At 31.2% G+C, this 19,160-nt stretch carries 15 protein-coding genes and 1 pseudogene; 11 read left to right on the top strand and 5 right to left on the bottom strand.

Annotation, left to right across the window (positions count from 1 at the left end; translation table 11 throughout):
- Positions 1 to 2,611: autotransporter domain-containing protein (locus E6771_RS11965; protein WP_316091551.1), on the bottom strand; the 2,611-nt coding region annotated here is incomplete at its 3' end.
- 900 nt (positions 2,612 to 3,511) lie between these two features.
- Positions 3,512 to 4,168, bottom strand: coding sequence for a hypothetical protein (locus tag E6771_RS11960; protein WP_316091550.1), 657 nt, complete (start codon positions 4,166 to 4,168; stop codon positions 3,512 to 3,514).
- Between the two features lie 453 nt (positions 4,169 to 4,621).
- Between E6771_RS11960 and rsgA the strand changes: the two genes are divergently transcribed.
- Together rsgA and E6771_RS11950 are read left to right on the top strand one after the other, a co-directional pair.
- The gene (rsgA, locus tag E6771_RS11955) at positions 4,622 to 5,587 is read left to right on the top strand and encodes a ribosome small subunit-dependent GTPase A (protein WP_316091549.1); all 966 of its coding nucleotides are present in this window, start codon (positions 4,622 to 4,624) and stop codon (positions 5,585 to 5,587) included.
- 99 nt (positions 5,588 to 5,686) lie between these two features.
- Positions 5,687 to 5,959 carry a metal-sensing transcriptional repressor gene (locus tag E6771_RS11950; RefSeq protein ID WP_316091548.1) on the top strand — a complete coding sequence of 91 codons (273 nt, stop codon included), beginning with the start codon at positions 5,687 to 5,689 and terminating at the stop codon, positions 5,957 to 5,959.
- A 78-nt stretch (positions 5,960 to 6,037) separates the two neighbouring features.
- On the opposite strand, the gene rbr is transcribed toward E6771_RS11950, so the two are convergent.
- The 3 genes and pseudogenes from rbr to E6771_RS11935 form a co-directional block, all read right to left on the bottom strand.
- Positions 6,038 to 6,610 carry a rubrerythrin gene (gene rbr, locus E6771_RS11945; RefSeq protein ID WP_410054674.1) on the bottom strand — a complete coding sequence of 191 codons (573 nt, stop codon included), beginning with the start codon at positions 6,608 to 6,610 and terminating at the stop codon, positions 6,038 to 6,040.
- Positions 6,611 to 8,017 (bottom strand): annotated as a pseudogene (locus E6771_RS11940) ([FeFe] hydrogenase, group A); the annotation flags it as partial. It abuts the gene before it with no gap.
- An 89-nt stretch (positions 8,018 to 8,106) separates the two neighbouring features.
- Positions 8,107 to 8,484: a transcriptional repressor gene (locus E6771_RS11935; RefSeq protein WP_316091547.1), complete on the bottom strand. Its 378-nt coding sequence runs from the start codon at positions 8,482 to 8,484 to the stop codon at positions 8,107 to 8,109.
- A gap of 247 nt (positions 8,485 to 8,731) precedes the next feature.
- Here E6771_RS11935 and E6771_RS11930 point away from each other — a divergent pair, with 247 nt between their 5' ends.
- The 9 genes from E6771_RS11930 (at position 8,732) to E6771_RS11890 (ending at position 18,881) form a co-directional block, all read left to right on the top strand.
- Complete coding sequence (locus tag E6771_RS11930) at positions 8,732 to 8,887, top strand: hypothetical protein (protein ID WP_316091546.1); 156 nt, start codon at positions 8,732 to 8,734, stop codon at positions 8,885 to 8,887.
- A 32-nt stretch (positions 8,888 to 8,919) separates the two neighbouring features.
- Positions 8,920 to 10,785 carry a cation-translocating P-type ATPase gene (locus E6771_RS11925; RefSeq protein ID WP_316091545.1) on the top strand — a complete coding sequence of 622 codons (1,866 nt, stop codon included), beginning with the start codon at positions 8,920 to 8,922 and terminating at the stop codon, positions 10,783 to 10,785.
- Between the two features lie 265 nt (positions 10,786 to 11,050).
- Positions 11,051 to 11,302, top strand: coding sequence for a YhdT family protein (locus E6771_RS11920; protein ID WP_316091544.1), 252 nt, complete (start codon positions 11,051 to 11,053; stop codon positions 11,300 to 11,302).
- Positions 11,302 to 12,744 (top strand): sodium/pantothenate symporter, encoded by a 1,443-nt coding sequence (gene panF, locus E6771_RS11915; protein WP_316091543.1) that lies wholly within the window; start codon positions 11,302 to 11,304, stop codon positions 12,742 to 12,744. Before E6771_RS11920 ends, panF begins: the two co-directional genes overlap by 1 nt.
- A 432-nt stretch (positions 12,745 to 13,176) precedes the next feature.
- The gene (locus tag E6771_RS11910) at positions 13,177 to 13,320 is read left to right on the top strand and encodes a hypothetical protein (protein ID WP_167537219.1); all 144 of its coding nucleotides are present in this window, start codon (positions 13,177 to 13,179) and stop codon (positions 13,318 to 13,320) included.
- On the top strand, positions 13,299 to 14,873 hold the full coding sequence (locus tag E6771_RS11905) for an ABC transporter substrate-binding protein (RefSeq protein WP_316091541.1): 1,575 nt from the start codon (positions 13,299 to 13,301) through the stop codon (positions 14,871 to 14,873). The genes E6771_RS11910 and E6771_RS11905 overlap by 22 nt, the downstream gene beginning before the upstream one ends.
- Before the next feature lie 31 nt (positions 14,874 to 14,904).
- Positions 14,905 to 16,083, top strand: a complete 1,179-nt coding sequence (locus E6771_RS11900) for an amidohydrolase (RefSeq protein WP_316091540.1) — start codon at positions 14,905 to 14,907, stop codon at positions 16,081 to 16,083.
- A 37-nt stretch (positions 16,084 to 16,120) separates the two neighbouring features.
- Complete coding sequence (locus E6771_RS11895) at positions 16,121 to 17,683, top strand: ABC transporter substrate-binding protein (protein WP_316091539.1); 1,563 nt, start codon at positions 16,121 to 16,123, stop codon at positions 17,681 to 17,683.
- Between the two features lie 25 nt (positions 17,684 to 17,708).
- Positions 17,709 to 18,881: an amidohydrolase gene (locus tag E6771_RS11890; RefSeq protein ID WP_316091537.1), complete on the top strand. Its 1,173-nt coding sequence runs from the start codon at positions 17,709 to 17,711 to the stop codon at positions 18,879 to 18,881.
- Positions 18,882 to 19,160: the final 279 nt, after the last annotated feature.

Here is a 19,160-nt window from a genome sequence, read left to right as displayed (position 1 = left end):
TAGTTCCTCCATCTATATGTGTAAGTCCTCCATATATCATCCACTTATTTGTTTCAGGTCTGAAAATATTTTCTGTAACTATATCTCTAAACATTCCCACTGATTTTCTTGATAATTCACTTGAATATGAATATGGATTCCCAGCATAGGTGTCATTTAGATATCCTAAGAATAATGACAATTTTTCATTATCATCCACGTTGAAGTTACCTAATTCATTTGATGAAAGTATTCCATGATATATCTTATTAAGCTGCTCATATTTAAGTATTTCAGGAATCTCCCATCTGGCAGCAACCTTTACTTCATTTATACCTATTCTTTCAACAGAATGAAATAATGATGTAGTACCAAGAGTTACATCTCTCTGAGGTAATCCCTCATGTTCTGTAATTAAACTGTTATCTAATTCAGTTTCTCCAAAACTTATTATCTCATCTATTCCTGCACCATTAAGAGCAAGTAATAGTTTTCCTCCTGTTGAAGATATCATTCCTTCATTTCCATAAAGTGCATGACCTGTAATCTTATCTGCTCCACTTGAATTATCTGTCTTAGTTGCATCTATTCTTAATGTAAGCACTCCACCTGCCCCTATTGTTATACTGTCTGCTCCTGTTACTTTTAAAGCTGTTGGCTTCCCATCACTTCCAATAGTTGTTTCAAATAGAGTGATATTTGTATTTATATTCATATTTTCAAAACCAGAAATATTATGAAGTATATTTATTTCATTATTACTTGAGGTTCTTGTCAGTGCTGAATTAAAATTAAGAGTATCATTATCTGCTCCTCCATCAAGGGTTCCATTGATTATGCCTCCTGTTTCTATTGTAAAGATATCGTCTCCTCCTCCCATGCCTATAGCTCCATTAATTATTGCTCCCTTTCCTACTGTAAGAATGTCGTCTCCTCCTCCCATGCTTGTAGTTCCATTAATTATTGTTCCACTGGCAATAGTAAGAGTATCATTTCCAGCTCCCATATCTATATTTCCATTGATTATAGTATTTTGAGTTCCTGTTTTTTTTGTATCTTTATCAACTTCATACTCAATTTCTCCAGATTGAAGTATCAGTGTATCTCCATTACCACTTCCTGTTATAGTACTGCTTTCTGCTGTAGTCTTGTTTCCATCTTTTCCACCATTTACTACTGTTCCTGACAGTGTGAGTTTTCCTCCAGTTGTATTATCAAATGTTATTGCTGTTCCAAAGGCATTTATTACAGAACCTTTTATCTCATTTGAATCTGAAACACTCAAGGTATTATTTTTTCCATTTAGTATAGAATTATTAAATTCTACAGGATTGCTAGAAAATGTGAAACTATCTGTTTCTTTATCTGAGGAACCAGCTTTTATAGCAGCATTTTTTATAGTTATATATCTTTTTATTTTATCTCCATCTTCATCAACACCCATTGTTATTGAATCAGTAGGTTTACCAAAACTATCAGTAGGCTGCTTGGAACCAATAGTTAGTTTTGAATCCCTAGTAATATATAGTCCATAATTATTTTTTACTTTTCCTGTTCCTTCTGTAACTGATGTGCCTATTTTTGCCACAAGTATTCCATAGTTACTTACTTCCTCATTTCCTTTTAGATATAAGGCATTATCAGCTCCAGTTATAATCCCTGAATTATTTATATTTACTATTAACCTTGAGTCATCATTTAATATTCCATAACCAGCATAGTAACCAGTAGCAGTTATTCTTCCACTATTGGTTATATCTATCTCTCCTGATGTGCCAGTTAAACGTATTCCATAACCCTGATACTTACTACCAGTACCACTTATACTTCCACTATTAGTTATATCTCCCTTTATTGATGAACTCTTATCTAAATATATTCCATAACCAAAAACACCAGTACTAACAAAAGCAGCAGTATTATCAGTACCAGTTATTCTTCCACTATTGATTATATCTACCTCTGTTGATGAACTCTTATCTAAATATATTCCATAACCATGACCACTCCTACTAGCAACACTAGTATCAGTACCACTTATACTTCCACTATTGTCTATTGATAATTTATTAGCTAAAAATATTCCATAACCACTAACATGACCAGTACCAGCTATGATTCCACTATTGGTTATAGCTTTCTCTATTGATGAGCTATTATCTAAATATATTCCATAGCCAGAACCACTATTACTAGCAGCACTTATACTTCCACTATTAGTTATATCTCCCTCTATTGTTAAACTATCTAAACGTATTCCATAACCATAACCAACACCAATACCAGTTATATTTCCATTATTTATTAAATTTAATTTTCCAAGATTTCTTTCTAATTTTAATCCATAACCTCCTACAGCAGAATAATTATTTGCTCCAGATAAGGTTATATTATTTATATAAGTTTTAGTACCTACATTCCAAGTGTTTTCAATATATGGATTGCTTTCGTCGAATTTACTGCTGTCAGTACTGAATTTTATTCCTGTTCCATCATTTTTTATCCATAAATAATTATCAGCTCCCATTACTCCAGTACATGACAACAAGAATCCTACTACTGCTCCTATTGTTATGTTTAAACTTCTTTTTTTATTCCCTCTTTTTAGTGATTTCATTATTTTTTCTATCATACTTTCCTCCCCTTTAATATTTAAGATTTTTTATTTCTGCGATTTAAATCTATAATATTCTCAAGTACTATAAAAATAACAAGCGTTCTCTTATGTAGATAAAAGCGAACATTTATAGGAATAAAGAACTCTATTTTTAAGATGTCAATTTTTAAATATTTTTTTTACACACAAATATTATATCTTGACTTTTTCAGTCTTAAAGGTTATAATCGTCAATATAAGAAGTTGGGAGAGTTCGCCTTTATCTACAACTGAGAACTGCAACAATTTTAGTTGATTTTAAAGTACTCTTTATTTTTTATCTTTGTATTATTTCAATAGAAATTTTTATTTGGATTCTTTCTTTCATTCTTTTTATTTCATCAGTGAGTCCTTTATATTTTTATTTATAAATTTTCTTCCCTCTATGTGTATTATTTATTATCTTCTATTCTCTTATTGTCTTCTTATAAAGAATATATTCTGATTTCTCCAAAAAACCATCAACGGTTTTGCCATTAATGGTTTTTGGTGGAGTGGTTAGAAATTAATAACAGCCAAAATAACAAATCAAAAAATTAGTATCTTAAAAAATATAAAAAAATTATTTTAATAATAACTGTATTTTAAAAACAAGTATTTTTCTTGAAAATAAAAAAACTACCTTCATAATTTGAAAGTAGTTTCAATTTTACTTTTAAAATTCTTCATTATCTTCATCTTCTTTTATAGTTTCTGCAATTCCTAATATAAAAAGATAGATAAAATAAAATGGTAAAAATATACAATACAGTATTTTTTTCATAACCTCTCTCCAGAACTTATTGTGCAACTCTATTTTATATTGAGTTATTTCCTGAAATTTAATTTCTGAAATGGAAGATAATTCTAGATTTCTCTTCATATTTAATTTTTTGTTTATTTTATTTTTCCAATTTTACTTAAATGCTTTATTTCTTCCTTGATATTTCTATGCTGAAGTTCTTTCACATCTACATTATAATACTTAAACATCACTTCTAAAATAATTCCCATAGACAGAGCTGTAATTATTGTTCCCAGTCCAAGTTCTCCACCCAGCAGCCATCCTAAAGAAAAGGCAATTATTTCTATTACATTTTTTATAAGCCCCACTGAGTATTTTGTTCTTTTAGTAAGTATCTGCATAAACCCATCTCTTGGACCACATCCCATTCCCTGTACCATATATAGAAAAATACCATAACTGTAAATTAAAATCCCTATCAGCAGCATAGCTATTTTTAAAGGCAGAGATTCTGCAATTGGAATAAAATTTAAATATAGTATTAAATCCATAAAAACCCCTATGGACATAAAGTTCAATACTGTTCCCAATCCTATTGGCTGTCCTAAAAATATATCCAGTACAACTATCATCAGTCCTAATCCTATACTTGCCTGTCCTATTGTTATCCCCAGAGTTTTAGATAATCCTTGATGAAGAACATCCCATGGAGATAATCCAAGATTTGCCTTTAAAATTATCATACACCCTAATGCACAAGCAAACAATCCAATAAATAATTTTGTGAATCTCATAATTTCTTTTTTCATTTTTCCCCCTGAATGAAATATTACTATCCTGCCATACCCTTATCTTACTACATATTTATTTTTATTTCTATGACTTTATCATTTATTTTCAACCACATTAAAACATCTCAGTTAGATAATGTCTTTTTCCCATATTAAGATAATTTTCTAAAACAAATACTTCTTTTATATCCATAATTTCTTATAAAATACAGCTTCTTACTTGGCATTCTAACATATCATAAAAAAATCTACTACTTATTCATGTTATTTATTTTATACAAATCTTCTAAAATAAAATTTACTTAATTTGATTTTTTTTATGATATAATAAAATATATTTTATGGAGGTGTAGTTTTATGAAAAAAATGGATAGTGTATTCTTCCTATAATAGGAAGGTGCTCTAAGAACTCTTTCTATTATAGGATTTGAAAATAAAAATTCAAATTTAAATAATGGCAAAGGAGAAAAAATGAATAATTATAGAGTTATATCTGTAGGAAAAAATATATACAAAATTTCAAATGGAATTGAAGAAATCAATTCTGTTATAACAGGAAAAATGATACTGGAAAAATTATTTCCAGTAGTTGGAGATTATGTTGCTGTCAGTGAAGAAAAGCAAATAATTGATATACTTCCCAGAAAAACGAAACTATCCAGAAAAGCTGCTGGAAAAGATATGAGAGAACAGGTTATAGTCAGTAATGTTGACTATATTTTTATAGTTACTTCTCTAAATAATGATTTTAATATAAAAAGACTGGAAAGATATCTTACTTTAGTATATGATTCTGGTGCTGCTCCAGCTTTTATTTTAACTAAAGCTGACTTGGAAGATAATATTTCTGAAAAAATATCTGAACTGGAATCTATTGCTTTTGGTGTTCCTATTCACATAGTTTCATCTTATGAGGATAAAGGTATTGAGGAACTAAAAGATTATTTGAAAGATGGTTCTACAGTTGCTTTAATAGGCTCTTCTGGAGTTGGAAAATCAACCCTCATCAACAAACTTATTGGGGGAGATACCATTAAAACTTTCGATATTAGAAAATCTGACTCTAAGGGAAGACATACTACTACAAGCAGAGAGATATTTAAAGTTGAAAATGGTTTCATAATTGATACTCCTGGTATGAGAGAGCTTCAAATATGGAATGGAGATACTGATACTGCATTTAAAGATATTGAAGAATTTGCCCTGCAATGCAAATTTGCTGATTGTACTCATACTTCTGAACCTCATTGTGCTGTCATCAAAGCTATTGAGACTGGAGAACTTTCACAAGAAAGATTAGAAAACTATTTCAAATTGAAAAAAGAAATAATCAATACTCAAAATAAAATCTTACATGGGTATAAATTTATGGAAAAAGAAAAAGTAAAAAATATGATGGGATCTTTAAGTACAAGAAAAAAGCTTAAGAAAAAATAGGTTCTGTATAAAATCTAATGATTATCTTTATGTTTTTGACAGAGTAGATATCCTATATTAAAATACAGATACCCCTATCAGTATAAAGGATGGTGTTAAATGAAAAAATGTATGGATTCTAAAACTCTCCATGTGAGAATAAAAAAAATTATTGGACAATTAAATGCCATAGATAAAATGATTGATGAGGACATTCCGTGTGAAGATGTTCTTATTCAAGTTAATGCTACTAAGAGTGCTCTGCATAAAGTTGGACAAGTCATACTTGAAGGGCATTTGAATCACTGTGTTCGTGAAGGTATAGAGCATGGTGATTCTGAAAAAACTATTGAAAACTTTACTAAGGCTATTGAACAATTTTCTAGAATGTAATTAACAAAAAAGCAGTCATTAAAAAATTTAATGACTGTTTTTCTTTTACTGTGAATAATCTTTTTATGTTTTTATATATTAATAATTTTCAGTTTTTCTTTCAAAGTAAGCTTTAGCATATCCGCAAGTAGGACAACTTTCAGGAGCTTCAGCACCATAATGTACATGTCCGCATTGTCTGCACATCCATTTAGTTTCTCCATTATTTTTAAATACAAGATTTTTTTCAACATTAGCAAGAAGTTTCAAATATCTTTCTTCATGTTCTTTTTCTACTTTAGCTACATTTTCAAATTTAACAGCTAGTTCTTCAAATCCTTCTTCTCTTGCTTCTTTAGCCATACGAGCATACATATCTGTCCACTCACCGTTTTCTCCTTCAGCAGCAGTTTTCAGATTTTCAGCTGTATTTCCAAGTCCATGAAATTCTTCATACCACATTTTAGCATGTTGACTTTCCTGTTCAGAAGTTTCCATAAATATAGCAGCTATTTGTTCAAATCCTTCTCTTTGAGCTACCTGTGAAAAATATTTGTATTTATTTCTAGCTTGTGATTCTCCAGAAAAAGCTTCCATTAGATTTTTTTCAGTTTTAGTTCCTGCATATTTATTTCCTGATACTTTCTCCTCTACTAAAACAAACTTGTCCACTCCTTGTTTACATACTGGACATTTTTCTGGTGCAGTTTCCCCTTCATGAATATATCCACATATTGTACATCTAAATTTTTTCATATTATCCTCTCCTTTTCCTAATTCGTTACTTCTATCATAATATTGAGTGTGTAACATTTTTTCTGCTAATTCACTCAATGGATGACCATAAAATTCTTTATATAATGCTATTATCTCACTATTTTCATGACTAGTCCTTATAGGTGTAAGTCTATCTTTCTGGTATAGGCTGTCTATCCTTTTTTGATTTATTTCATCTCTTTCTTTATCGAGATCTTTAGGCTGACCTCCTCCTCCAATACATCCTCCTGGACATGTCATAACTTCTATAAAGTGATATTCTTTTTCACCATTTTTTACTTTTTCTATAATTTTTCCTGCATTCTCTGTTCCATATATCACAGCAACATTAACAGCAATATCTCTAATTTTTACTTCTGCTTCTTTTATTCCTTCTATTCCACGAATTTCTTTTAATTCAAATAAACTGGCAGGGGCTTTCTCATGTGTTATATACTCATAAACTGTACGAAGAGCTGCTTCCATTACTCCACCTGTGTTTCCAAATATAATCCCTGCTCCAGTTGATTCTCCCATCAGTCTATCAAATGATGATTCCTCCAAAGCTTGAAAATTTATTTCTGCCTCTTTTGCCCAAAGAGCCAATTCTCTGGTAGTAATTACATAGTCCATATCACGCATATCTTCTATGTCAAGTTTTTTTCCAGCATCTTTCATTTCATCTCTGTGTATTTCAAATTTTTTAGCTGTACATGGTGTCACTGCTACATTTATAATTTTTTCTGGATTTATATCCATTTTTTCAGCAAAGTAAGTTTTTATAGTTGGCCCTTGCATACCAATAGGACTCTTAGCTGTAGATAGATTAGGCAGTATTTCTGGATGATATATCTCTGCATATTTTACCCATGCTGGACAGCAACTTGTAAACTGTGGCAGAGGTTTATTTTTAGTAGTTATTCTCTGTATAAGTTCACTAGCTTCTTCCACTATAGTAAGATCAGCAGCAAAGTTAGTATCAAGAATATAGTTTCCTCCTAATGCTCTCAACAAAGATACCATTTTTCCTTCTACCAGACTTCCTTTTTCCATTCCAAACTCTTCACCTAATGCTACTCTTACTGAGGGAGAAGTTGAAAAGACAACTACTTTATCACCACTTTTTACCTCTTCAGCAATCTGCTGATATTCGTATTTTTCAGTAATACTGCTTGCAGGACAAACATTAGCACATTGACCACAGTTAATACAAACAGCTCTATCATTTGTATCTCTCAAACTATAAGTTCCATGTACTCCTATGTAATCCCTACATATTTCTTTACACATACCACATTTAATGCATTTTTCTTCAAAACGCATAATTGATGGATTATCAAGTTCAATAGGAACTCTGATATCCATTGACAAGTGTTTACTCATGACATTTCTTCCCAAGAAACATTTTTTCCTTATGTTTTTTTCTTACACTCCTTACATATTCCTACAAATTCTAAATTATGACTTTCTATTAAAAATCCATCTTCTTCTTCATGATTCATTATTTCATGATAAGGATAGGTACTGTCAACTATTTTTCCACATATTTTACATCTTAAATGGTAGTGTTTTTCTGTATGAGGGTCATACCTATCTTCTCCATCAGGGGAGCTTATTTTAGTAATTATTCCTTCTTTTTCTGCTTCATTTAACACTCTGAAAACTGTGGCTCTGCTCACTTTATATCCACTTTTTTCCAATTCTTCCATCAATATTGCTGCTGTAGGATGGTTGTCTAATTTCTGTATTACTTCAAATATAGCTCTTTTCTGTGGTGTATTCCTTTTCATCCTGTATCTCCTTATTGATACTTAATCTCAATAAGATATTAATATATTTTTAATAAAAAATCAAGCTTTTTTTCGTCTATATACCTAATAATTTATTATATTTTTATTCTAGCTATTAAATATAAAGGAAAGATAAGAAAATATTAAATTCAATTTTTAAAATTTTTCATTTTTTTCTTGACTTCATATACCCCTATAGGTATAATTATACCCGTATGGGTATTAAACTTTGTTTAAGGAGATATCTATGCATTTTAATATTTTTATGATTTTAGCTGGTTTCTGTCTTTTATTTGCTGGTATCTATTTCTTTATTAAAGAAAAAAATGATGAAAACAGTAGAAAAGTTTATGGAAGCATGTGTTTAATAGGAATAGTTATAGTTATAGCCAATTTTTTTTAATTTAATTTATAAAAAGCAGAGGGGGAAGTACTTTGGAAAAAGTAGAAGAAATTTTAAGCAGTATTCCTATGACAATCATAGGTGGAATATTTTTAGGTATAAGTCTTGTTTGTATGCTTATGGGAATAGACCTTACCATAAATCCAGCATGGGTTCCAATTATAATATCTGGAATTCCAATCTTATATGGAGCAGCAACAGATCTTTTTTGTGAAAAAACTATATCATCTGAATTATTAGTTTCTATTGCAATAATAGCTTCTATCACAATAGGTGAAATATTTGCTGCTGGAGAGATAGCATTTATTATGGCAATAGGTGAAATATTAGAAGATATTACTGTAAACAGAGCAAAAAAAGGTATCAGCCAGCTTATTAAATTATCACCTCAGCAAGGGCGTAAAATAATAAAAGAAAATGAAAAATTAGTAGAAAGTATTGTTCCAATTGATGAAATATATAAAGATAATATTTTAAGAGTTCTTCCTGGAGAAATGATTCCAGTGGATGGAAAAATAATTTTTGGGAATTCCTCTGTTGATCAGTCTATAATGACAGGTGAGTCATTCCCTGTTGATAAAACTATTGATGACGAAGTATTTTGTGGTACTTTAAACTGTGATGGCTCTATTGATATCATAACTACTAAAGTGGGAGAAGATTCTTCGCTTCAAAAACTTATAAGAATGGTAAAAGAGGCAGAAGAAAATAAGGCTCCTATGCAGAGAATAGTTGATAAATGGGCTGGCTGGCTTGTTCCTGCAGCTTTAATTATAGCTGTTTTTGCTTATTTCCTTACATCTGATATTATCAGAGCTGTAACTGTTTTGGTTGTATTCTGTCCCTGTGCACTGGCTCTTGCTACTCCTACTTCTATTATGGCAGCTGTTGGACAGGCTGCTAAACATGGAGTTTTAATAAAATCTGGAGAAGCTTTAGAAAAAATGGGAAAAGTTAACTGTGTTGCCTTTGATAAAACAGGAACTTTAACATTTGGAAAGTTAAAAGTCAGTGATATTATTTCAGTTTCTTCAGTAACTGAAAAAGAATTGCTGAAACTGGTATGTTCTTCTGAAAAAAGATCTGAACATCCATTAGGAAAAGCTATTGTAGAATATGGAAAAAAAGAAAATATTCAATTTTTAGAAGTTGAAGATTTTAAAATGATATCTGGAAAAGGAATTATAACAAAAATTGAAAATGATGAAATATATTGTGGAAACAGCAAGTTTCTTCAAGAACAGGGAATATTTTTAGATGAAGATATTGAAAAGAATCTGGAAAAGCTTCGTAAACAAGGAAAAATATCCATATTAATAGGAAAAAACAAAAAATATACAGGTATAATAGCTTTATCAGATACTATTCGCCCAACTGCTAAAGAAATAGTAAAAAAACTAAAAAATATGGGGACAAAAGTAGTCTTGCTCACAGGAGACCATAAACAAACAGCAGATTACTTTGCTGAAGAAATAGGAATTGAAAATGTTTATTCAGAACTGCTTCCAGCTGAAAAAGTTACATATATAAAAAAACTGGAAAAATATGGGGATAAAGTCTGTATGATAGGAGATGGGGTAAATGATGCTCCTGCCTTAAAAACTGCTGATGTGGGAGTAGCTATGGCAAGTATGGGTACTGACATTGCAATTGAAGCTTCTGATATAGCTCTTATGGGAGATAATATAGAAAAAATCCCCTATTTGAAAAAATTATCTTCAGCTACTATAAAGACTATAAAGTTTAATATCACAGCTTCTATGACCATAAACCTTATTGCAATCATTTTATCAGTTCTTGGTTTGTTAAATCCTATAACAGGAGCTCTTGTGCATAATGTTGGTTCTGTGCTTGTAGTTTTGAATGCAGCTCTTCTTTATGACAGAAACTTTGTATAAAATATAAAATGTTAACTGGTTGATTTGAAAGTACAATTTAATTTTAAAAATTTAAAAATAGAGATATCTCTTTAATTCTATTTTATTAAAAAATTATTAAAATTATATTTAAGCTTTGGAATCAACCTTTTTTATAATCTATGAGGGTATTAAAAAATTTATATAAATATTTTTCTGTTAATTTCTTGTAAAAAATATTGATTTTTTCTGTATTTTAATATATTATCCTCTTGTATAGTAAATAAATTTCAATAAGAGGTGAAAAATGGATGTAAGAAAACAAATAAACAAAGAAGTCATTATTACCATTATTCTTTATTTAATATATTTTTTATGGTGGTATTTTTGGGGATATATTGATGAAAATGTTTCTCCTTCAGAATACAAATTTATTTTTGGATTACCAAGATGGTTTTTTTATTCATGTGTTGTTGGGCTTTTTCTAATTAATATACTTGTTTTTCTAGCAGTAAAATTCTTTTTTAAAGATATTGACTTAGAACAGGAGGAAGAATAATGATAATAATTCCTATTATAGTATATATTTTAATTGTTCTTTTTATTGCATGGAAAATGGGAAAATACAAAAATGAAAATGGAAAATTTATTGAAGAATATTTTATTGGAAGCAGAAGTATGGGAGGACTTGTCCTTGCTATGACTCTTATTAGTTCTTATGTTGGAGCCAGTTCTTTTATAGGAGGTCCTGGAATAGCATATAAACTTGGACTCAGCTGGGTATTTCTTGCATGTATTCAAGTTCCTACTGCTTTTCTTACTCTTGGAGTTTTAGGAAAAAAGCTTGCTATCATATCAAGAAAAATAAATGGTGTTACTATTACAGACTTTTTAAGAGCAAGATATGAAAGTAATCTTGTCATTATACTTTCATCCCTAATGATGCTTATATTTTTTATTGGAACTATTGTTGCCCAATTTGTAGGAGGAGCCAGATTATTTGAAAGTGTCACAGGATACTCCTATACTTTAGGATTGATTATATTCTCTGCTGTAGTTATTATCTATACAACTTTTGGAGGATTCAGAGCTGTAACTATCACTGATGCTATACAAGGAATAGTCATGCTTCTTGCTACTGGACTATTATTTCTAATAATTTTGAATAAAGGCGGAGGTATGGAAAATATCATGAGTAAAGTTCTTGAAACTAATCCTTCTCTCCTGACTCCTGATGGAGGTGGAGCTGTATCAAAACCCTTTATATTATCATTCTGGATGCTGGTTGGAATAGGAGTACTGGGGCTTCCTGTCACTGAAGTGCGATGTATGGGATTTAAAGACAGCAGAGCTATGCACAGAGCTATGATAATAGGAACTTCATTTGTAGGACTTCTAATGCTTGGAATGCATCTGGTTGGAGTTATGGGAATAGCTGTAGAACCTGGAGTTGATGTTGGAGATAAAATAATTCCTATTCTTGCAATAAAAAATATGCATCCTATACTTGCTGGTATTTTTATTGCTGGACCCCTTGCTGCCATTATGTCCTCTGTAGATTCTTTGCTCATAATGTCATCTGCTGCTATTGTCAAAGATTTATATATAAACTACATAGAAAAGAATCCCAGTGAATCAAAAATTAAAAAACTTTCTTTGGGAACTTCTCTTATACTTGGAATAATAGTTTTCATTTTGGCTTTAAACCCTCCACAGCTTCTAGTGTGGATAAATCTTTTTGCATTAGCTGGTCAGGAAGCTGCTTTTTTCTGTCCTATACTTTTTGGTCTGTACTGGAAAAAAGCTAATGCTACTGGAGCAGCTGTTTCAATGATATTCAGTGTTATATCTTATTTGTATATGGTTGTTATGGACATAAAATTTATTGGAATGCATCAGATTGTTCCTGTAATAATTTTTTCTGTAATAATTTTTATTGGAGGTTCTCTTCTTGGAAAGCCTAATTCTCAAAAGGTAGACAACTTATTTTTTGGTAATTAAGTATTATTTTTTTGTAATTTTTAAAAATTTTTCTTGCATTTTTTTTAATTTAGGTTTATACTCTGAACAACAAATAAATCAAGGGGAGGTCAGAATATGTTTTTATTTAACATAATAATATTTGTCATATGTATAATAGTGCTCATACTCAGTTCTAATAAAATTTCATATGCCAATAATTATGTTAAGGTCAATTTAAACATTATTCGACTTTTTAAGGAATCTAAAATATATAACTCTTCTATTTAAACTTGGATTATAATAAGTTATATATTAGTTCCATTTGTAAATATTTTTAAATTCTTTATGAGACTCTGTATTGGGTTCATTTTAAGAATGGGAATATAAAATGTCGTTTTAGTTATTAAAGCAGCCTAACTGGCTGCTTTTTTTTATACAAATTATTAAAAAATAACACTAGGGGGAATAAAAATGAAAAACTTTAAAACTAACTACTCTACACTACTCTGTTCATCACTATTACTAAATGCTGGAAGAAATATTTCTAATTCTATCTTTAATAATTTTGATGATAAACACAGGGAGTGGTATAAATGGAAAATAAAAATAAAGTGATAAAAAGAATCGGAGCAGCAGTTGCTGCTGCAGCAGTTATATTTTTTACAGGAATGAATGTCATTGCTACTGATAAGAAAACTGAAACTAAAAAAACTGAAGCAGTTAATCCTTACAAAGAAAATATAGTAATAGCTTCAAAAGCTGATGCTAAAACACTTGATCCTCAAAGAACTATTGATACAACATCTAACAAAACTATTCGTTTGATATTCAATGGGTTGTTATCACTGGATAAAGACCTAAAGATTCAACCTTGTTTGGCAGAAAGCTGGGAAGCAATTGATAATACAAACACTGTATTCCATTTAAAAAAAGGGGTGAAATTCCATAATGGAGATACAATGACTGCTGAAGATGTAAAATTCTCTATAGACAGAGCAAGAGTTTCTAATCAAACATCTTATTTATTTAAACCAATAACTGAAGTTACTGTAATTGATGAAAATACTGTAAAAATTACCACTGAAAAACCTTTTGGTCCATTATTAACAAACTTGGCTCAAACTCAAGGTTGTATAGTAAGTAAAAGAGCTGTACAGGAAGTCGGAGAAGAAAACTTCTTCCAACACCCAGTAGGAACTGGACAGTATAAATTTAAAGAATGGATCCCTGGAGACAGAATAATTGTTGAAGCTTTTGATGAAGCTTTCCAAGGGGCTCCAAAAGTTAAACAGATCACTATGAGAACTATAACAGAAGTAAGTAACAGAATGATAGCTTTGGAAACTGGTGAAGCTGATATCGCTTTCGATATTGGAATAATGGATAAAGAAGCTGTTAAAAATAATAAAAATATGGAATTTTTAGAAGTTGCTTCTCCATCTTCATTGTACTTAGGATTTGATCAGACAACTCCTGAATATCAAAATAAAAAATTAAGACAGGCCATTGCCTATGCAGTAGATACCAAAGTTTTAGCTGAAGCTGTGTTCAGAGGTTCTGCAATAGCTGCTGATTCTGCTTTGCCAAAAGCTTGCCCTGCTCATATCACTCCAGCTAAACAATATGATCAAGATATTGAAAAAGCTAAGCAGTTAATGGAAGAAGCTGGATATAAAGATGGATTGAATATTGAATTATGGGTTAATGATGATGGACCTAGAACTGATATGTGTGTAATTATGCAGGAACAGTTAAAAGCCATTGGAATCAATGCTGAAATTAAAATATTTGAATGGGGAGCATATGTATCAAGAACAGCTCAGCCTAATAAACAGTTATATTTACTTTCTTGGAATTCTACTAGTGATGGAGATGCTGCTTTATATGCTTTGTTCCATTCTAGTCAACAAGGATTATCTGGAAACAGAAGTTTCTATAAAAATGAAAAGTTAGATGAAGTTTTAGACAAAGCCAGATATTCAGTTGATCAAGAAGAAAGGACAAAAATGTATCAGGAAGCTCAGGAAATATTACAAGAGGATATTCCACATTACACTTTAGTGTATCCTATGTTGAATGTAGCTGTAAGAAAAAGTGTAAAAGATATGATATTCAGAAATGATGGATATATAGATGTTGAAAATATGTATGTTACAAATGAAAAATAAAATAGATAATTAAAACTGGGAGGAACAAATTATGAAAACTATAGATTTAGCTAAAAAAAATCACGATTATGTCATACAAATGAGAAGAGAATTCCACATGAACCCTGAAGTAAGTATGCAGGAATACAACACTTGCAAAAGAATAAAAGAAGAACTTGAAAAAATGGGTGTTGAATATAAAGGAATAGCTGGTACTGGTGTCATAGCTACTATAAAAGGTACTAAACCTGGAAAAACTGTAGCACTTAGAGGAGATATTGATGCTCTTGCTGTTGTAGAAGAAAATACTCATGATTATGTTTCAAAAGTTCATGGTATGATGCATGCCTGTGGTCATGACACTCATGGAGCTATGCTTCTTGGTGCTGTAAAAGTCTTAAATGAAATGAAAGATGAAATAGAAGGAACTGTTAAATTTTTCTTCCAGCCTGGTGAAGAGGTTGGTAAAGGAGCTGCTGCTATGGTAGCTGAAGGAGCTCTTGAAGGAGTAGATGGTGTTATGGGAATACATATATCTTCTGATATGCCTACTGGAACTATAAATGCTGATCCAGGTCCTAGAATGGCTTCTGCTGACTCTTTTAAAGTAACTATTACAGGAAAAGGAGGGCATGGTGCAAGACCTGAACAATGTATAGATGCTGTTGTTGTTGGGGCAGCTACTGTTATGAATCTTCAATCAATAGTGAGCAGAGAACTTTCTCCATTCGACCCTGTTGTAGTAACTACTGGATCAATAAAATCTGGAACTAGATTCAATGTTATAGCTCCTACTGCTGTATTGGAAGGAACTGTAAGATATTATAAAACTGAATATAAACAAATCATAGCTGATGCTATTGAAAGAATTGCTAAATCAACAGCTGAAGCATATAGAGCAACTGCTGAAATGGAATATTCAAGCCTTGTAAAACCTACTATTAATGATGATGCTTGTGCTGAACTTGCTCAGGAATCAGCTGCTAAAATAGTTGGAAAAGAAAATGTCATACATACTCCTGCTGGTACAGGTGGAGAAGATTTCTCTGAATTTTCTTCAATAGTTCCTGGAGTTATGACTAGACTTGGAGCTGGAAATACAGAAAAAGGAACAACTTATCCTCATCATCATGGAAAATTTGATGTAGATGAAGATGCTTTTGTTTATGGAGTTGCATTTTATGCACAATATGCTATTGACTATTTAAAGAAAAATCCTAAGACCCTCTAAGGGTCCCTGGGATATAACTAAGGAGATGTGATTAAAAATGAATTATAAAATGCTTAAAAAATTTGGAATGGGTGTATTACTGGTTTGTGTTGGACTATTTAGTGCCATGAAAATTTCTGCTTCATCAAAAGGAGAAAAAGCAGCACCTGCTGCTACTGCCAATGTTCAGTTGAAAGATACTCTTGTTGTAGCAATGAAGTCTGATCCTAAAACTCTTGATCCTCAAAAGAGTATTGATACTATGTCTAACAAATCTATCAATCTTATGTATGATTCTCTTTTAGAATTAGATGAAAACCTTAATGTAGTACCTGCCCTTGCTGAAAAATGGGAAAGAATTGATGAATATAGTATTGTCTTTTATTTAAGAAAAGGTGTTAAGTTTCATAATGGTGATGAACTGAAAGCTGAAGATGTTAAATTTACATTGGAAAGAGCTGTTGCTTCTCCACAAACTATGTATCTTTATAATCCTATTTCTGAAGTTACTGTTATGGATGACTATACTGTAAAAGTTACTACAAAAACTCCTTTTGGAGCTCTTTTACAAAATCTTGCTGCTATTCAAGGTGGAATTGTTAACAAGAAAGTTGTAGAAGCTGCTGGAGAAGATTATGTTAAAAATCCTGTAGGAACTGGACAATACAAATTCAAAGAATGGCTTCCTGGAAACAAAATTGTTTTTGAAGCGTTTAATGATTCATATCATGGTGCTCCTGAAATCAAAGAAATCACTTTTAAAACTGTTCCTGAAGTAAGCAACAGAATGATTTACTTGGAAACTGGAGAAGCTGATATCTCTTTTGATATTGGACTTATGGATAAAGAAGCTGTTAAAAATCACAAGAATCTGGAATTACTTGAAGTAGAGTCTCCTTCTATTCTTTATCTTGGATTTGACCAGACTGTACCTAAGTTCCAAAACAAAAAACTAAGACAGGCAATTGCTTATGCTATTGATAATAATGTTTTTGTAGATGCAATCTTCAGAGGTTCAGCTGTTGCTGCTGACTCAGTTATGGCTAAAGCATCTCCTTCTTATAACCCAAATGTAAAAAAATATGATCAGAATATTGAAAAAGCCAAAGAGCTTTTAAAAGAGGCTGGATATCCTAATGGAATTGATCTTCAATTATGGGTAATGGATGATGGGCCTAGAGTTGATATGTGTGTAATTATTCAAGACCAGTTAAAAGCTGTTGGTATTAATGTTGAAATTAAAGTTTTTGAATTTGGAGCTTATGTTTCTAAAACAGCTCTGCCTGATAAAGAACTTTATTTTCTTTCATGGAATTCATCTGGTGATGGAGATGCTTCTCTTTATCCTCTGTTTCATTCTACTCAGCATGGAGCATCTGGTAACAGAAGTTTCTATTCCAACAAAGAAATTGATACTCTTTTAGATAAAGCAAGAACTTCAGTAGACCAAGATGAAAGAACTGAAATCTATAAAAAAGTACAGGACATTCTTCAAGAGGAACTTCCTCATTATACTTTAGTTTATCCTAAACTTAATCTTGCAAAAAGTACTAAAGTAAAAAATATGATTTTCAAGAAAAATGGATATGTTGATTTAACTAAGGCATATGTTGAAAAATAAAAAATAAAACTGGCTGGGAGGAAAAATGCAAACTAAAAAATTGGCAGAAAAATATAAAGACTATGTAATAACTATGAGAAGGGAATTTCATATGAATCCTGAAGCAAGTATGGAGGAATATAATACTTCCAGAAGAATAAGAGAGGAACTTGATAAAGCTGGTATTGAAAATAAGAGTATTGCTGGTACTGGGGTTATCGCAACCATCAAAGGCAGCCATCCTGGCAAAACTGTAGCTCTAAGAGGGGATATTGACGCTCTTGCTGTAATAGAAGAAAGTGGAAAGGAATATGCTTCAAAAATACATGGGCTTATGCATGCCTGCGGTCACGATACACATGGAGCCATGCTTCTTGGTTCTGCTATGGTTCTCAATGAAATGAAAGATCAGATAAATGGAACTGTTAAATTTTTCTTCCAGCCTGGTGAAGAAGTTGGTAAGGGAGCTGCTGCTATGGTAGCTGAAGGAGCTCTTGAAGGGGTAGATAGTGTTATGGGAATGCATATTTCCAGCGGACTTCCTGCTGGAACTATAAATGCTGATCCTGGTGCTAAAACAGCTTCTGCTGATTATTTTAAAATAACTGTTACAGGAAAGGGAGGTCATGGTGCTGAACCTGAAAAAACAATAGATGCTGTTGTTGTTGGTTCTGCTGTTGTTATGAATATTCAATCCCTTGTAAGCAGAGAATTCAGTCCTTTTGATCCTCTAGTTGTAACAATAGGTTCCATCCATTCTGGAACTAGATTCAACGTAATAGCTCCTAGGGCTGTTATTGAAGGAACTGTAAGATATTACAATCCTGAATTTAAAGAAAAAGTTCCAGCTGCTATTGAAAGAATAGCTAAAGCTACAGCTGAAGCATATAGAGCAACTGCTGAAATGGAATATTCCAATCTGGTAAAAATAACTATCAATGATGATATCTGTACTTCTATAGCTCGTGAATCTGCTGGAAAAATAGTTGGACAAGAAAATGTAGTAGAAACTCCTCCTGCTACTGGTGGAGAAGATTTTTCTGAATTTTCTTCTATTGTTCCAGGAGTTATGTGTAACTTAGGTGCCAGAAATGAAGAAAAAGGTATTATATATCCACACCATCATGGAAAATTTGATGTGGATGAAGATGTATTTGTAGATGGAGTAGCATTTTATGCTCAATATGCTCTTGATTTCTTAGAAAAAAATAAAGGTTAAAAAATATTTTAAAATTTTTCTTGACTTTTCGTTTTTTTAGTATTACAATCCTCTACAAGAAGTAATCATTTTGAAAAGGAGGACACAGGGTATGTTAAGAACTAACTTAGAATTTAGAGCATTTGTATATTTTTATTACTTTTACTACTTTTTTTACTTTTACTTTAAAAGAAATATATATACAATTATCTCTGATGTTAGGTTTAGTTTCCATAGTTTTAATAACTTTTGTGTTCCTATTGATATCAGTCATAATTAATAGGAAAACCTTATTAGTTA

Origin of the sequence: Fusobacterium sp. (assembly GCF_032477075.1) — a bacterium.
Classification (GTDB): domain Bacteria; phylum Fusobacteriota; class Fusobacteriia; order Fusobacteriales; family Fusobacteriaceae; genus Fusobacterium_A.
This window is presented reverse-complemented; position numbering and strand designations above follow the sequence as displayed.

Excerpts from the sequence above, each read along its gene's own strand:
- E6771_RS11960 (WP_316091550.1), bottom strand. The coding sequence starts at position 4,168 with ATGAAAAAAGAAATTATGAGATTCACAAAATTATTTATTGGATTGTTT.
- rsgA (WP_316091549.1), top strand. The coding sequence starts at position 4,622 with ATGAATAATTATAGAGTTATATCTGTAGGAAAAAATATATACAAAATT.
- E6771_RS11950 (WP_316091548.1), top strand. The coding sequence starts at position 5,687 with ATGAAAAAATGTATGGATTCTAAAACTCTCCATGTGAGAATAAAAAAA.
- E6771_RS11935 (WP_316091547.1), bottom strand. The coding sequence starts at position 8,484 with ATGAAAAGGAATACACCACAGAAAAGAGCTATATTTGAAGTAATACAG.
- E6771_RS11930 (WP_316091546.1), top strand. The coding sequence starts at position 8,732 with ATGCATTTTAATATTTTTATGATTTTAGCTGGTTTCTGTCTTTTATTT.
- E6771_RS11920 (WP_316091544.1), top strand. The coding sequence starts at position 11,051 with ATGGATGTAAGAAAACAAATAAACAAAGAAGTCATTATTACCATTATT.
- panF (WP_316091543.1), top strand. The coding sequence starts at position 11,302 with ATGATAATAATTCCTATTATAGTATATATTTTAATTGTTCTTTTTATT.
- E6771_RS11910 (WP_167537219.1), top strand. The coding sequence starts at position 13,177 with ATGAAAAACTTTAAAACTAACTACTCTACACTACTCTGTTCATCACTA.
- E6771_RS11905 (WP_316091541.1), top strand. The coding sequence starts at position 13,299 with ATGGAAAATAAAAATAAAGTGATAAAAAGAATCGGAGCAGCAGTTGCT.
- E6771_RS11900 (WP_316091540.1), top strand. The coding sequence starts at position 14,905 with ATGAAAACTATAGATTTAGCTAAAAAAAATCACGATTATGTCATACAA.
- E6771_RS11895 (WP_316091539.1), top strand. The coding sequence starts at position 16,121 with ATGAATTATAAAATGCTTAAAAAATTTGGAATGGGTGTATTACTGGTT.
- E6771_RS11890 (WP_316091537.1), top strand. The coding sequence starts at position 17,709 with ATGCAAACTAAAAAATTGGCAGAAAAATATAAAGACTATGTAATAACT.